Source organism: Paenibacillus glycanilyticus, assembly GCF_051200795.1.
In the GTDB taxonomy this organism is placed as follows: Bacteria; Bacillota; Bacilli; order Paenibacillales; family Paenibacillaceae; genus Pristimantibacillus; species Pristimantibacillus glycanilyticus.
This window is the reverse complement of sequence record NZ_CP195155.1, coordinates 4,705,541-4,719,832: the sequence shown is the minus strand read 5'-3', so window position 1 is coordinate 4,719,832 and position 14,292 is coordinate 4,705,541. Positions and strand designations below refer to the sequence as shown.

Below are 14,292 nucleotides of genomic sequence, written 5' to 3'. Positions count from 1 at the left end.
CCTTAACCAACACCGAACATGAGGGCAAAGTAACCAAATACCGTCGTCAGCAGCCCCATAACAAAAGCCGGTAAAATTTTGTTTTCCTTGTACATCTGAATGAGTCCGTAGATCATGACGAGAGCCGCGGCAAGCATAAGAATGCTGTCCAGCCCGATGGAAAGCTTCAGAGTCAGATCGGGACTGAAATGTCCGTTGTAGACGGTCGTGAACAGCTTGGAAGGAGAGACCCCTTGCAGCGTTTCCTTCACGTTATGGGGAGGCGTCTGCTGGCCCAGCACTCCGGTGACGATAAAGAGCAGCAACGCGATGATGCTCTCCGCTTTGAGCCACGGGAGGGGGTTAAAGCCGCTGTTCACCTTAAGCTTGTTCCGGTAGCCGAAGCCGTTCGTATAAGCAAATAAAAGAAGCGGCGCAAGCAGCAAATGCTTCAGCAGAAGCATCTGCCCGTAAGGAAGCATCCACGAATTGACGTACTGCGGCGTAGTAAAGGTCATAAGCGTAATGCCGGCGATAAAAGTAATCAGCATGCAGCCGATGGCAAGCGGCGAGAACCAGGCCAGGAACGCCTCCCAGTTGCGACCGCTCGCGGAGAACCAGCTGGCAATCATCAGCACGCCAATCCACACGGTTACGGCAAGGAAATGGGCGGAGTGCACAAGCCACCCTTTGGTGCCGTAAAGCGAAGTCGCATGGCTGGCATAACCAAGCCAGAGAATTAACAGGAACATGATGAACAAGCTGACCTTCGGCATATGCTTATCGTTGCGGAAGGAGGGCAGGCCAAGCAGGAAAGCAAGGCCGACGGAAGCAACAGCCGACCAGATCCAGGCTTTGCCGTTGTTCAAGTCCAGCAGGATGCTTTTCACCATCTCGCCGTACGTAACGTCCGTATCCCTGGCAAATAGCACTGCGGAATCATGAATAGGCACGTATTCGAGTACCGGAATCGCAAGCGCGCAAACGAGTAGCAGCCAGCTCGGAATATGTATCTCCGGGCGTCTTTGCTCCGGTACAACCCGCAGAATTAACGTTCCGGTCAGGATGGCGAAGCAGACATAGAGCAGAGCCTCGCTGACGTAACTCATTTGCGGCCCCTCCGGATCACGATAGCTACCCCTGCAATCACAATCACGCCGGCAATTACCCAAACCGCGGCATTGACACCATTGTTATTGCCGGACTCAGCCTTAGCGTCCTCTGCCGGAGCCGAAGGAGAAGGCTCCTCGGAGGCGTTATCATCCGCGGATGCGCTTGCATCCGGTGCTTCCGTAACTTCGGCACTTGGAGACGGAGACGAATCAGCCGGGGTTGCCGCGGCTTCCGGCGCTTTAGAAGGCGTAACTTCCGGGGCATTAACCGTAAAGGCGTATTCGCCGTCAACCGCATGACCGTCAGCGCCGATAATCGTCCATTTTACCGTATAGGCCCCATTCTTCAGGGGTTCTGTCACCGAACCGCTCATGGTCGCCTTGCTTACGGAAATATCTCCGGTCGGAACCTCTTTGCCGGATTCATCGAGCAGCTTGAATTGGCTCAGCTTTTCGATATCGGTGTTGAAGGTCATGGAAATCTCGGCAGGAGAGACGGTTACGGTCTCCTCCTTGGCAGGGGTGGATACGGTAATTTTGGAATGGGCCATTGCGATGCCCGGCACCAAGAATAAGGCGGCCAAGCAGATAAAAAGGATACGTTTCATCAGTAAATTCCCCTTTGTTTTATTGGATGAATTGATGTCATTATAACAGATCGGGGATTCGTTTCGACTTTGCCTTTTTGAACAATATTCGAAGGCAATAAATCGTCATAATGCAAGGTTTACGCGGAATAAACTTAAATTACCGTATCTTTACAGAATCGCAAATTCCCTTCTCGAAGGAGGTGCACCTGCTGCTGTGCAGGTCGCACGGCTGCAGGGGACTGTATTGAGTGATCCGCTTCCGATGGTTATGCAGCTGGTTCTTATCGTTTTTCTGGTGTTTATGAACGGTCTGTTTGTTGCCGCGGAATTCGCCATGGTCAAGGTCCGGGGCACCCGGATCGAAACGCTGGCGGCCGAGGGGCATATGCGGGCGAAGCTTGCCTCGCATTTGACGGGCAATCTCGATGCCTATTTGTCTGCGTGCCAGCTGGGGATTACACTGGCCTCGCTTGGTCTTGGCTGGATAGGGGAACCGGCGATCAAGGATTTGATCGAGCCGTGGTTTCTCGCGCTTGGCTGGGGCAATCCGGTGTGGATTCATTCGATTTCCTTCATCATCGCCTTTTTATTTATTACCATTCTCCATATTGTCCTCGGTGAACTCGCCCCCAAAACGCTGGCTATCCGCAAGGCGGAAACCGTAACCCTGCTTACCGCAACGCCTCTCGTCATGTTCCACAAGCTGATGTATCCGTTTATCTGGGTATTAAACGGTCTGGCGAACCAGCTCCTGAAGCGGCTTGGCGTTGAGCCGGCATCCGAGCAGCATTCCGCCCATACGGAGGAAGAAATCCGCATTCTCATGCAGGAGAGCCATAAGAGCGGACTGATCAACAATACGGAGCTAACTCTTGTCGATAATATATTTGAATTTGCCGAGACCAATGCCCGAGAGATTATGATTCCGCGCACGGAGATGGTCTGCCTGTATGTTCATCTGTCTCTGGAAGACAACAAGGCTATCGCGTTAAACGAGATGCATACGAGATATCCCGTCTGCGATCATGACAAGGACAATATTATCGGTTTCGTTCATATAAAAGACTTGCTGAAGGACACGACGCATAGCCTGACCGATATCCGGCAGATTACAAGGGCGATTACGACGGTTCCCGATTCGATGCAAATCAGCAATCTGCTTATCCTGATGCAAAAGAGGAAAGCGCAAATCGCCATGCTCATCGATGAATACGGAGGAACATCCGGTCTCGTTACGCTGGAAGACATTATGGAAGAGATAGTTGGAGAGATTCAGGATGAATTTGACGAAGAGCGGGCGGAGATCGAGAAGCGGGACGATTCGGTCTACTCCATCAGCGGGATGATGCTGATCGAGGAAGTGAACAGCTATTTCGGCATGGATATCGAAAGCGACAATTACGATACGATTGGCGGCTGGATTTACTCCCAGATCGAAATTCCGCCAACAAGCGGGCAACGGATTGACTATGGCGGGGAATATGCGTTTATTATCGAGGAAACGGATCACTTGCGGATTTCGCGCGTTCTGTTGCATAAGCTCAACATGCAGGAACAGCAGGGCGTATGGAAAGGGAGATCCGGTCCGGAAGGTAAAGCGGAGGGACATTCATGAGGAAAAAATAAACCCCCTTGTCCACTCGGGCAAGGGGGTTCGCTTCATTTATTTGGCCAACGCTTCAAACGCGGCTTCATCAATCTTGTGAACGACATCAATCGTGCCGCCGCCAAGGCAGAGATCGCCATCGTACAAAACAACGGCTTGCCCAGGCGTAATCGCTTTTTGCGGATTGTCGAATACAACTTCTGCCGTGCCGTCAGCTTGCAGCGTTACGCTTACGCCTTGATCCGGCTGGCGGTAACGGAACTTCGCGGTGCAGCGGAAGGTGCCTTCCGGTCGATGAGGCGCAATCCAGTTCATGCCGCTTGCCGTAAGTCCCGTGGAATACAGGCTTGGATGGGATTCGCCCTGTACAACGTAAAGAATGTTGCGCTCCAGATCCTTGTCAGCCACAAACCACGGCTCGCCGTTGCCGGATCCGCCGATTCCAAGGCCTTGACGCTGGCCTAGCGTATAATACATGAGGCCGTCATGGCGTCCTTTTACCTCGCCGGTACGGATATCAACCATATCACCGGGGCGGGCAGGCAGATAACCGCTCAGGAATTCCTTGAAGTTGCGCTCGCCGATAAAGCAAACGCCGGTGCTGTCTTTTTTCTTCGCGGTATACAGACCCGCCTCTTCCGCAATGCGGCGGACTTCCGGCTTAGGAAGATGCCCGATCGGGAACATGGCTTTTTCGAGCTGCTTCTGATTCAAAGCGCTCAGGAAATAAGTTTGATCCTTATTGCCGTCAACGCCGCGGAGCAGCCTTGTCTCGCCGTCTTCGGTCCGTTCAACGCGGGCATAATGGCCGGTTGCCAGATAATCGGCACCAAGCTCGTTCGCTTTTTTGAGGAAATCCCCGAATTTGATCTCCCGGTTGCACATCACATCCGGATTAGGCGTCCGGCCGCGCTTGTATTCATCGAGGAAATAAGTAAACACTTTATCGAAATACTGCTTCTCAAAGTTTACGGTATAATAAGGGATCCCGATCTGGTCGCAAACCCGGCGCACATCCTCAGCGTCCTCTTCCGCCGTGCAATGCCCGAATTCATCGGTGTCATCCCAGTTTTTCATAAATATGCCAACCACGTCATAGCCTTGCTGCTTGAGCAGCAGAGCCGTTACGGAGGAGTCAACTCCGCCGGACATCCCGACAACGACGCGTGTTTCCTGCTTCGATTTGACCATCACGCGCACCACCTTGTTCTTCACACTTCTAAGACCGTCTCGCAAGAGTTGCTCTCCGCGAACGGACTTCGTACTATTGTAACATAGTCGATAAACTTTTTCATGAAAAGTCAATCCTTTTCTCGCATGTCGCAAAAGGTTGTGTTAACATAGATATGATATGGGAATACCCGTAATTATAACAAACAATACGCTAACATACGCGCTATCGATTGGAACAACTACTACTTAAGAGAGGTGCCCGAATATGAAAATATCGACGAAAGGCCGTTACGGCCTCACCATTATGATGGAGCTTGCGGGAAAATTCGGCGAAGGTCCGATTTCACTTAAGAGCATTGCCGAGCGCAATCAGCTTTCCGAACACTACCTGGAGCAATTGGTTGCACCGCTTCGCAATGCCGGACTCGTAAAAAGTATTCGCGGCGCTTATGGCGGTTATATCTTGTCCAAGGAACCGGAGACGATTACGGCCGGTGACGTGATTCGTATATTGGAAGGCCCGATTTCCCCGGTAGATTTCACGGAAGAGGATGACCCGGCCAAACGCGATTTATGGCTGCGCATCCGCGACAGTATCGCAAGCGTGCTTGATCAGACAACCTTGGCCGATCTGGTGAACTACCAGGATGCCGGCGTTGCCGACAGCTATATGTTCTATATTTAATGAGGGATTCGTATGCAAAAGTATTATTTTGACCACGCAGCTACAACGCCGATGCACCCGGATGTAGCCGCAGCGATGCTGGAAGTGATGACGGGGGCCGGCGGCAACCCGTCCAGCATGCATGCCTTCGGGCGCGCGGCGAAGCAGAGAGTGAACCGGGCCCGCGATTTGATCGCGGCCGCGCTCGGATGCAAGCCATCCGAGCTGATCTTCACCTCCGGCGGAACGGAAAGCGACAATGCGGCTATTATCGGCGCAGCAGCGGCGATGAAGAAGAAGGGCAAAACCCATATCATTACGTCAAGCGCGGAGCATCATGCCGTCCTGCATACCTGCGAGGCGTTAGCCGAGGCAGGTTATGAAGTGACGTACCTGCCGGTAGATCAGACAGGCCGCGTCTCGGTGGACGAGATTGCCGCAGCGATTCGGCCAACTACGGGGCTTATCAGCATTATGCACGGCAACAACGAAATCGGCACCTTGCAGCCAATCGAAGAGATTGGCGAGCTTGCCCATGCCCATGGCATATTGTTCCATGTGGATGCCGTTCAATCCTTTGGCACGACTGAGTACCGGCTGTCCGAGCTGCCGGTTGATTTGATGAGCTTTTCCGCGCATAAAATAAACGGTCCGCAGGGCGTAGGCGCTTTATATTTGGCAAACGGCACGCCGTTTGAGCCTATCGCTCACGGTGGATCGCAGGAGCGAAAGCGGAGACCGGGGACGGAGAATGTCGCCGGCATTACCGGTTTCGCTAAAGCTGTTGAAATTTGTGTGAACAATCCGGGGAGCAAGAAACTTTTCCTGGACAAGCTTCGTACAGAATGGGTAGACAAGCTGAAATCCGCGCTGGCCGGGCAAACGGAGATCGTTATAAACGGAAACGCGGAGCATTATCTTCCGAACATCGTAAATATCAGCTTTATCGGGATTGATACGGAGACGATGCTTATGAACCTCGACATGGAAGGCATTGCCGCGGCTAGCGGTTCTGCCTGTACGTCGGGTTCGCTCGAAAGGTCGCATGTGCTGAAGGCAATGAACCTTCCGGAGGAACGTTTGAATTCGGCTGTACGATTCAGCTTTGGTTTGGGGAATACTGTGGAGGAACTGGAAGACGCTGCACGCAAAATCGCGACAATCGTGGAGCGGATCCGTACCAATCAGTAGGAGGCCCCGAGCACGCCATGATCAAACTCCAGCAATTAATCGGGCTGCCGGTGCTTGTCATTCATTCCGGCAAGCATGTCGGCTTTGTCAAGGACGCTTGGTTCGATGAACATTGGCGGTTAATCGGTCTTATCGTGGAAGGCGCAAAATGGTTTGCGACATCGGTTAAAACCGTGGAATGGGCAGAAGTATTAACCTGCGGCGAAGACGCGGTATTTATATCAAGGGAATCCGCCATAAAGCCGGTTAAAGCGGCCGAAATCGGACGTTCTTTTGAGACCGGCGTGGTAAAGCTGAAGGAATTGCCTGTCGTAACGGTGCAAGGCATACAGCTAGGAAGAGTATCCGATGTTTATTTTTACCCGTTTCAGGGTACACAAATAGTAGGCTATGAGCTTACGGATGGCTTTATATCGGATCTGATGGAAGGGCGCAAATGGCTGAAGGCCCCGGATGATCCGGATGCCGTGCTGCTCGGGGAAGACGCGATTATCGTTCCTGCTGTCAGTGAAGCGGAATTGGAGCCTGTCGCAGCTTCCAATTCGATAAATAGGGAGAAATGAAAGATGATGAGATGTCCCAATTGCAATTCAAAGGATATTGGTAAAATCGGTTCCCATCAGTTCTACTGCTGGGGCTGCTTCATAGAGCTGACGGTGAACGGTGAGAAGATGTCGGTCTATCAAGTGGAAGAGGACGGAACGTTAAGTTCGCTCGACGATTTGTTCTTTGAAGAGGAAATGCCGCAAATTCAAATCAATTAGCGGTTTCATAGATCGGTTGACGACTTCAGGACGGCTTAGGGCCGTCCTTTTTGCTGTTTTTATAGGTTGGAATCCAACCAAAACAAAGGGAATGCCAAGAAGGACGCATATTGCAGATGAAGTGGATCGTGGCGGAATAAATACGAATTAGGCATTTATGGATGAAAAGGACCGCTTGTACATATACTGAAGCAGATTGCTCTGTCAATCTATGGCTTACGGGAATGAAACAAACGGGGGTGAAGACGGTGGAACGGTTGACGAAGAGCCGTCTGTTTGTGTGGCTGGTTTATATCATTATGGGGCTTCTTGCTCTGTATCTGCTGCTGTTGGTAAAGCCTATTTTTATTCATCTTTACGTGTTCTTGAGGTCGATCCTCGCCCCGTTTATTATCGCAATGATCGTATCCTACGTGCTGAATCCGGTTGTGACGATGCTGCATGAGCGGAAGGTTCCCCGGACCGTGGCAGTACTGCTGATTTATGCCGTGTTTTGCGCGGCGCTCGCCGTCATATTGGTTAATGTAATCCCGATGTTCAAGGAACAAATGGACGAGTTGAACCGCCATGTTCCCGATCTGACCTATCGCGCGGAAAGCCTTGTGAGCGACTTGAACAATACATCCTTCCTTCCGGACAGCATCCGGGACGGGATGAACAAGTCCATTTATCAGATGGAGAAGAAGCTGTCGGATACCGTATCCCATTTCATCAACAATATCGGGTCTGTCGTAAATGCGGTATTTATCGCTTTTATCATCCCGTTCCTGGCATTTTATATATTGAAGGATTTCGATTTGTTCGAGCGGACGGTAATTACCTACGTTCCGAAGTCGCACCGCAAGCATACCGTCAGGCTGCTCAAGGATATCGATACGGCGCTCGGGAGCTACATTCGGGGGCAATTTATCGTCTGTATCATCGTTGGCATACTCGCTTATATCGGCTACATCATTATCGGGCTTCCGTATCCGCTGCTGCTCGCCAGCATTGTGTCGGTTACGAACATTATTCCTTACTTGGGTCCATTCTTTGGCGCGGCTCCAGCCCTTCTTGTTGCATCCACGATTTCGATGAAAATGGTGCTGTTTGTCGTCATCGTCAACATGGCTTGCCAGGTGCTTGAGGGCAATGTCGTGTCCCCGCAGGTGGTTGGGCGCACGCTCCATATTCATCCGCTGGCGATCATCTTCGCCTTGCTGGTCGGAGGGGAGATAGCCGGCATTGTCGGAATGATTCTGGCGGTTCCGATCTTTGCGGCGCTTAAAGTGATCGTCCAGCATATCTTCGCTTATTACGTCCGGCGAAAGACCATTTGACAGACGTCCCATTGGCCGATATACTTTAGACAGTTGCAGCAACTATTACATGCAAAGCGTTGATGGAAGGAAGTAAGCCATAGCCCGTCAATCAGAGAGAGAGCTTCTTCGCCTTCGGGCGTCGGCTGTAAGAGCTCTTGGGACGAAGAATGGCCGAAAGCTACTTTCGGAGTGTGAACGAACTTCACCGGGAGGACCCGTTATCGTCCATACGAGGAGATTGCTTTTGAATGCGGCGGCAAGCGTGCATTCGGGCAATAACCAGGGTGGTACCGCGATATTAAATTCGTCCCTGTCTTATGACAGGGACTTTTTTATGTTTAAAAAATTAGACACTTTTTAAAAAATCAGAGCTTTCTGCACGGAGAGAAAATTCGAAGCTTTTGGAGCGGTAGCGCCCGCCTTTGTTTTTGAATTTCAACCTTGTACATATCGTTCAAGAAATTCAAAAACAACAGCGGCCAAAGGCTCGGAATTTCTCATAGTGCGTACAGCTCAATGTTAAACGGAGGCGTAAAACAATGAAAGCAAGTGAAATTCGTTCCAAATGGCTTTCCTTCTTCGAAAGCAAAAGACACCATATCGAGCCAAGCGCATCGCTTGTGCCCCACAACGATCCGTCGCTGCTCTGGATCAATGCGGGCATGGCTCCGCTCAAGCCTTATTTTGACGGACGCGTCATTCCCGACAATCCGCGCATCACGAATTCGCAAAAATGCATTCGTACGAACGATATCGAGAATGTCGGCAAAACCCGCCGTCACCATACGTTCTTCGAGATGCTGGGCAACTTCTCCATCGGCGACTACTTCAAAGAAGAAGTCATCACTTGGGCTTGGGAGTTCCTGACGAGCAAAGAATGGATCGGCTTCGATCCCGACCGCCTCTCCGTTACGGTCTATCCGGAAGACGAAGAAGCGTACAAGTACTGGAACGAGAAAATCGGCCTTCCGGCAGAGCGCATCTACAAGCTGGACGAGAACTTCTGGGATATCGGCGAAGGCCCATGCGGACCTTGTACCGAAATCTTCTATGACCGCGGCGACAAGTACGGCGACCTGAACGATCCGGAATGCTGGCCTGGCGGCGAGAACGAGCGCTTCCTCGAAGTGTGGAACCTTGTATTCTCCCAGTTCAACCATAACAAAGACGGCAGCTACACGCCGCTTCCGAACAAAAACATCGATACAGGCGCGGGTCTCGAGCGTTTCGCTTCCATCCTGCAGGATGTGGACTCCAACTTCGATACGGATCTGTTCATTCCGATCATTGAACGTACTTGCGAAATCGCGGGCGTGAAATACCATGTCAATGATGAGCATGACGTTGCGCTGAAAGTAATCGCCGACCATATCCGTACGGTTGCCTTTGCGGTGGGCGACGGCGTTATGCCTTCCAATGAAGGCCGCGGCTATATCATCCGCCGTTTACTCCGCCGTGCGGTGCGTTACGGAAAAACAATCGGCATCGACCGTCCGTTCCTCTATGAACTGACTTCGGTTGTTGGCGAGATTATGGGCGTCTACTATCCGGAGGTTGTCGACAAACGCGAGTTTATCGAGCGCGTTATCCGTACGGAGGAGGAACGTTTCCACGAAACGTTGTCCGAAGGTCTGGTAATGCTGTCCGATCTGGTTGCGGCAGCGCGCAAAGCGGGCACAACGGAGATCGGCGGCGAGGACGCATTCCGCCTGTACGATACGTACGGCTTCCCGTTCGACTTGACGGAGGACTTTGCTTCCGAGAACGGCATGACCGTTGACCGCGAAGGCTTTGACTCCGCGATGGAAGCACAGCGCGAGCGCGCACGTGCAGCCCGCCAGGATACGGGCGGCATGAACGTGCAGGGCGGTCCGCTGGCAGACTTTACGGTTAAAAGTGAATTTGTTGGCTATAATGAACTGGTAACAGAAGCCCAAATCACAGCTATCGTCCATGAAGATTCGCTGGTAGACCTCGTAGGCGAAGGCAGCCGCGTGCTTGTGCTGCTCGACCGCACTCCGTTCTATGCGGAAAGCGGCGGTCAAATCGGCGACAAAGGCACGATCGTAGGCAACGGATTTACGCTACAGGTTGAAGACGTCACGAAGGCTCCGCATGGCCAAAGCGTGCATCATGCCGTGGTTGCTTCCGGAACCGTTCGTAAGGGAGAGACCGTGGAAGCGGTCGTAATCCGTTCGGTACGCGAGGATGTCATCAAGAACCATACGGCAACTCACTTGCTGCACAAGGCACTGAAAGAAGTGCTTGGCGACCATGTTAATCAGGCAGGCTCGCTTGTGCAAGCAGACCGTCTACGTTTCGACTTCTCCCATTTCGGCAGCATCACGCCGGAAGAACTGACGGAAATCGAGCGCAAGGTCAACGAGCAAATCTGGATTGGAACTCCCGTTGTTATCGAGAGCAAGCCGATTGCGGAAGCAAAAGCAATGGGCGCTATGGCCTTGTTCGGCGAGAAGTACGGCGACATTGTGCGCGTCGTGCAAGTCGGCACTTACAGCATCGAGCTGTGCGGCGGCTGCCACGTAGCGAATACGTCCCAGATCGGTATGTTCAAGCTGGTAAGCGAGAGCGGCATCGGCTCCGGCGTACGCCGCATCGAAGCGGTAACCGGCCGCCATGCTTACGGCTATATGGAAGGTCAGCTTGATCTCTTGAAGCAGGCTTCGGCGCTTCTTAAAGCAAACAACAACGATGTTCCAAAACGGATTGAAGCTCTGTTCACGCAAGTGAAAGAGCTGGGCCGCGAGAATGAATCGCTGCAGGCGAAGCTGAGCCGCATCGAAGCAGGCTCCCTTGAGCAAAGCGCGAAGACGGTTGGCGACGTAACCGTATTAAGCGCGAAAGTCAGCGCGCCAACCATGGATGCTCTCCGCGGCATTGCGGACGAACTGAAAGCGAAGCTGCCTTCGGCCGTTATTATCCTCGGCGCCGTGCAAGAGGACAAAGTAAGCCTGGTTGCAGCCGTATCCGCCGACCTGGTGAAGAAAGGCTTCCATGCCGGCAAGATCGTCAAAGAAGCGGCTGCGCATTGCGGCGGCAGCGGCGGCGGACGTCCGGATATGGCACAAGCCGGCGGCAAAGACGCTTCGAAGCTGGACGAAGCTTTGAAACTTGCCGAAGAACTGGTTCTTAACCAATCAAATGTGATATGATAGCAGTGTAAATGTAATAAACTAGTTAATAAATGCGGTTGGAAAGCGAGGTGCTGGCGATGAATTCCATGGACAACACGATGAAGTTTAATGTGAAGGCGGAAGGCGAATCTTCCTCACAAGACATTTTGCTTACGGTGCATGAGGCGCTTCTGGAGAAAGAGTACAATCCGATCAATCAGATTGTTGGGTATTTGCTGTCCGGAGATCCCGCCTACATTCCACGGCATAACAACGCCAGAAGCTTAATTCGCAAGAAAGAACGTGATGAACTCATTGAAGAGCTTGTCCGGTTTTATCTGAACAACAAGAAATAAGAATTGGGAGCCGGATATGAGGACAATGGGTTTGGATTACGGTGACCGCAACATCGGAGTTGCGGTCAGCGACGCGTTCGGCTGGACTGCGCAGGGACTGGAAACCGTTCACAGGCGCAGGGACGGCGGCGAAATGGATCGGATTGCCGAGCTGGTGAAAGAGCATGAAGTAACAGAAATCGTTGTGGGACTGCCGAAAAATATGAACAATACGATTGGCCCCCGCGGCGAAATAAGTATGGCATTCGCAGAGCAGCTTCAGCAAACACTAAACTTGCCTGTTCACCTTTGGGATGAACGGCTGACAACGGTATCCGCCGAGCGGACTTTGCTTGAGGCGGATGTTAGCCGGAAGAAGCGAAAGCTAGTAATAGACAAAATGGCGGCAACGCTTATTTTGCAAAATTATCTCGATTCTAAAACGAAAAGGTGAGGGTTGCGATGACAAAGGATGACCTGCAGTTCGAAGAACCGGAAATTATTTATATTCCGGATGAAGACGGCAACGAAGAAGAATTCGAAGTCATCATGAAGTTTGAAGTGGATGGCTCTGATTCGAAATATATGATGGTTGTTCCGCTTGCAAGCGAAAATGACGAGGAAGATGAAGTATACGCTTTCCGTTACGAAGAAGAAGGCGACGACCTGAAGCTGTACACGATCGAAGACGAAGAAGAGTGGAATATGGTTGAAGAAACCTTCAACACCCTTCTCGGCGAGATGGAGGAAAATTAATGGCTGATGACGAGCGCATTATTCCGGTTCCGCAAGAGCGGCTTCGGGAAGTGTTCGGGAATGTAATCGAGCTGGTCTCCGAGCATGGAAGTCTCGACAAGTTCGAGATCAAGGCGGAGTTCCTGCTTGGCCCGTACGTCTATGCCGCTCTGCAGTCGCCTGACATGAAGAAAGAGCAGGAGGTTGAGCTATTCCGCGTCATCCTGACCGATAACGGCGAACCCCAGCTTGAAACGATTGAGGACGATGATGAGTGGGAACTTGCGGCGGAAGCTTACGATGATCTTCTGTTCGCAAACGACGAAATGCCTTAATTGCATACGCAAGTTGAGAAGAGCGGCTCCCACCGCTCTTTTTCTCAGGCTTTCGAAGGAAATTATTGTCGGAAAATGGATGAATCTGATGAAATATAGTTTGCGCGATCATTTTTTTTAGGAGGAACGCGGTTGGTGCAATCGAGACAGCAGCATTCAAGATCAGGACCCTCGGCAGGCCGTATTGCCCTGTGGGTCATTTTATCGCTCCTGGCTCTCCTCATTATTGGAGCGGGGAGTGTCTTTTTGTATGTTTGGAACGGGTTAAAGCCGACAGCTCCAGGCGAACCTGTCCGAATTGAAATCGCCAAGGGAGCTTCGGCGTTTGCGGTATCCGATACGCTGGAAGAGCATGGCGTTATCAAGAACTCCTTTTTGTTTAAATACTACTTGAAGGCCAAGAAGGAAGGCTCCCATTTCCAGGCGGGCGTCTATGATTTAAGCCCCGGCATGGAGAATGACGAGATTATCGCTAAGCTGAACAGCGGAGACACTGTAGCCGAGGCCATGATCCGGTTCACGATTCCGGAAGGCTTTACTTTGCTTCAGATTGCCGACAAGCTGTCGGAAGAAAAGCTGATCGACAAGGCTAAATTTCTGGCGCTTGCGGATTCCGCCCCGGGCTGGGAAGGCGCGGAGGCTGTCAAATCCATTCCGGCCGACGACAAGCTTCATCACCGGCTGGAAGGGTATTTGTTCCCGGAAACCTACGAGCTGAAGAAGGGGAGTACGGAAGAGGATATTCTCAAGCGAATGATGGCGGAGCTGGATACGAAGCTGAACACCTTGCCCGAGGGTTGGACGGACGTCCTTGCCGAGCGCAAGCTGACGCTCCATCAGCTGCTTACGATTGCTTCCTTGATCGAGAGAGAGGTTGTTGTCGATGAGGAGCGGCCGGTTGTGGCCGGCGTCATCTATAACCGTCTGGCGAAAGGAATGCCTCTCCAGATCGATGCGACCGTTCAGTATTTGCTGGATAAGCCAAAGGAACGGTTATACGAGAAGGATCTGCAGATTGACAGTCCTTATAATACGTACAAGATCGACGGACTGCCGCCGGGTCCGATTGCAAGCCCAAGTCTCTCTTCGATTAAAGCGGCTTTGTATCCGGAGAAAAACGACTACTTCTATTACGTCACCAAAAAGGACGGCTCGCAGACGCATCTCTTCGCCAAAACGTATAAAGAGCATCTGAAAAATATCGAAACGAGCAATCAAACGGCTGCGAAATAGGTTGGAAAATCTCGACAAGGAAGGACATTTGTCCTTCCTTGTTTTTTATTGGGAAAAAATAGTTGTTCGAATCTACTAATCAATTGACATTTTCCGACCGATATAAAATAATAGGACTGTACATACCAATATAGGGTAAT

15 protein-coding genes are annotated in these 14,292 nt (G+C 51.6%); 12 read left to right on the top strand and 3 right to left on the bottom strand.

All coding sequences use genetic code 11. The features are described from left to right. Positions 1 to 2 precede the first annotated feature (2 nt). Positions 3 to 1,088, bottom strand: coding sequence for a copper resistance D family protein (locus ACR9FF_RS21335; protein WP_435164532.1), 1,086 nt, complete (start codon positions 1,086 to 1,088; stop codon positions 3 to 5). After that, complete coding sequence (locus ACR9FF_RS21330) at positions 1,085 to 1,699, bottom strand: copper resistance protein CopC (protein ID WP_435164529.1); 615 nt, start codon at positions 1,697 to 1,699, stop codon at positions 1,085 to 1,087. Before ACR9FF_RS21330 ends, ACR9FF_RS21335 begins: the two co-directional genes overlap by 4 nt. 244 nt (positions 1,700 to 1,943) lie before the next feature. Here ACR9FF_RS21330 and ACR9FF_RS21325 point away from each other — a divergent pair, with 244 nt between their 5' ends. Continuing rightward, the gene (locus ACR9FF_RS21325; RefSeq protein ID WP_435172177.1) at positions 1,944 to 3,296 is read left to right on the top strand and encodes a hemolysin family protein; all 1,353 of its coding nucleotides are present in this window, start codon (positions 1,944 to 1,946) and stop codon (positions 3,294 to 3,296) included. Between the two features lie 48 nt (positions 3,297 to 3,344). Here the strand turns inward: ACR9FF_RS21325 and mnmA are convergent, their stop codons facing one another. Then, the gene (mnmA, locus tag ACR9FF_RS21320) at positions 3,345 to 4,481 is read right to left on the bottom strand and encodes a tRNA 2-thiouridine(34) synthase MnmA (RefSeq protein ID WP_268960390.1); all 1,137 of its coding nucleotides are present in this window, start codon (positions 4,479 to 4,481) and stop codon (positions 3,345 to 3,347) included. Positions 4,482 to 4,725: 244 nt separating this feature from the next. On the opposite strand from mnmA, the gene cymR reads away from it, so the two are divergent. From cymR to mltG, 11 genes are all read left to right on the top strand, one after another. Further along, positions 4,726 to 5,145 carry a cysteine metabolism transcriptional regulator CymR gene (gene cymR / locus ACR9FF_RS21315; RefSeq protein ID WP_015845919.1) on the top strand — a complete coding sequence of 140 codons (420 nt, stop codon included), beginning with the start codon at positions 4,726 to 4,728 and terminating at the stop codon, positions 5,143 to 5,145. A 12-nt stretch (positions 5,146 to 5,157) separates the two neighbouring features. Continuing rightward, complete coding sequence (locus ACR9FF_RS21310; protein ID WP_435164526.1) at positions 5,158 to 6,315, top strand: cysteine desulfurase family protein; 1,158 nt, start codon at positions 5,158 to 5,160, stop codon at positions 6,313 to 6,315. Between the two features lie 17 nt (positions 6,316 to 6,332). After that, the gene (locus tag ACR9FF_RS21305; RefSeq protein ID WP_201009013.1) at positions 6,333 to 6,878 is read left to right on the top strand and encodes a PRC-barrel domain-containing protein; all 546 of its coding nucleotides are present in this window, start codon (positions 6,333 to 6,335) and stop codon (positions 6,876 to 6,878) included. A 3-nt stretch (positions 6,879 to 6,881) separates the two neighbouring features. Then, on the top strand, positions 6,882 to 7,079 hold the full coding sequence (locus ACR9FF_RS21300) for a hypothetical protein (RefSeq protein WP_015845916.1): 198 nt from the start codon (positions 6,882 to 6,884) through the stop codon (positions 7,077 to 7,079). Positions 7,080 to 7,327: 248 nt separating this feature from the next. After that, positions 7,328 to 8,398 carry an AI-2E family transporter gene (locus ACR9FF_RS21295; protein ID WP_435164521.1) on the top strand — a complete coding sequence of 357 codons (1,071 nt, stop codon included), beginning with the start codon at positions 7,328 to 7,330 and terminating at the stop codon, positions 8,396 to 8,398. A gap of 521 nt (positions 8,399 to 8,919) precedes the next feature. After that, entirely contained in the window at positions 8,920 to 11,553 is a 2,634-nt protein-coding gene (gene alaS / locus ACR9FF_RS21290) for an alanine--tRNA ligase (RefSeq protein ID WP_435164518.1), read from the top strand. A gap of 59 nt (positions 11,554 to 11,612) precedes the next feature. After that, positions 11,613 to 11,870 (top strand): IreB family regulatory phosphoprotein, encoded by a 258-nt coding sequence (locus ACR9FF_RS21285; RefSeq protein ID WP_015845907.1) that lies wholly within the window; start codon positions 11,613 to 11,615, stop codon positions 11,868 to 11,870. A 16-nt stretch (positions 11,871 to 11,886) separates the two neighbouring features. After that, positions 11,887 to 12,303, top strand: coding sequence for a Holliday junction resolvase RuvX (ruvX, locus tag ACR9FF_RS21280; RefSeq protein WP_127494461.1), 417 nt, complete (start codon positions 11,887 to 11,889; stop codon positions 12,301 to 12,303). Between the two features lie 8 nt (positions 12,304 to 12,311). Beyond that, on the top strand, positions 12,312 to 12,605 hold the full coding sequence (locus ACR9FF_RS21275) for a DUF1292 domain-containing protein (RefSeq protein WP_015845905.1): 294 nt from the start codon (positions 12,312 to 12,314) through the stop codon (positions 12,603 to 12,605). Further along, positions 12,605 to 12,919: a DUF1292 domain-containing protein gene (locus ACR9FF_RS21270; RefSeq protein ID WP_127494459.1), complete on the top strand. Its 315-nt coding sequence runs from the start codon at positions 12,605 to 12,607 to the stop codon at positions 12,917 to 12,919. Before ACR9FF_RS21275 ends, ACR9FF_RS21270 begins: the two co-directional genes overlap by 1 nt. A 135-nt stretch (positions 12,920 to 13,054) precedes the next feature. Next, on the top strand, positions 13,055 to 14,152 hold the full coding sequence (gene mltG / locus ACR9FF_RS21265; RefSeq protein WP_317981309.1) for an endolytic transglycosylase MltG: 1,098 nt from the start codon (positions 13,055 to 13,057) through the stop codon (positions 14,150 to 14,152). Positions 14,153 to 14,292: the final 140 nt, after the last annotated feature.

Excerpts from the sequence above, each read along its gene's own strand:
- ACR9FF_RS21285 (WP_015845907.1), top strand. The coding sequence starts at position 11,613 with ATGAATTCCATGGACAACACGATGAAGTTTAATGTGAAGGCGGAAGGC.
- ACR9FF_RS21325 (WP_435172177.1), top strand. The coding sequence starts at position 1,944 with ATGGTTATGCAGCTGGTTCTTATCGTTTTTCTGGTGTTTATGAACGGT.
- ACR9FF_RS21335 (WP_435164532.1), bottom strand. The coding sequence starts at position 1,088 with ATGAGTTACGTCAGCGAGGCTCTGCTCTATGTCTGCTTCGCCATCCTG.
- ACR9FF_RS21310 (WP_435164526.1), top strand. The coding sequence starts at position 5,158 with ATGCAAAAGTATTATTTTGACCACGCAGCTACAACGCCGATGCACCCG.
- alaS (WP_435164518.1), top strand. The coding sequence starts at position 8,920 with ATGAAAGCAAGTGAAATTCGTTCCAAATGGCTTTCCTTCTTCGAAAGC.
- ACR9FF_RS21330 (WP_435164529.1), bottom strand. The coding sequence starts at position 1,699 with ATGAAACGTATCCTTTTTATCTGCTTGGCCGCCTTATTCTTGGTGCCG.
- ACR9FF_RS21305 (WP_201009013.1), top strand. The coding sequence starts at position 6,333 with ATGATCAAACTCCAGCAATTAATCGGGCTGCCGGTGCTTGTCATTCAT.
- ACR9FF_RS21270 (WP_127494459.1), top strand. The coding sequence starts at position 12,605 with ATGGCTGATGACGAGCGCATTATTCCGGTTCCGCAAGAGCGGCTTCGG.
- ACR9FF_RS21300 (WP_015845916.1), top strand. The coding sequence starts at position 6,882 with ATGATGAGATGTCCCAATTGCAATTCAAAGGATATTGGTAAAATCGGT.
- ruvX (WP_127494461.1), top strand. The coding sequence starts at position 11,887 with ATGAGGACAATGGGTTTGGATTACGGTGACCGCAACATCGGAGTTGCG.
- cymR (WP_015845919.1), top strand. The coding sequence starts at position 4,726 with ATGAAAATATCGACGAAAGGCCGTTACGGCCTCACCATTATGATGGAG.
- ACR9FF_RS21275 (WP_015845905.1), top strand. The coding sequence starts at position 12,312 with ATGACAAAGGATGACCTGCAGTTCGAAGAACCGGAAATTATTTATATT.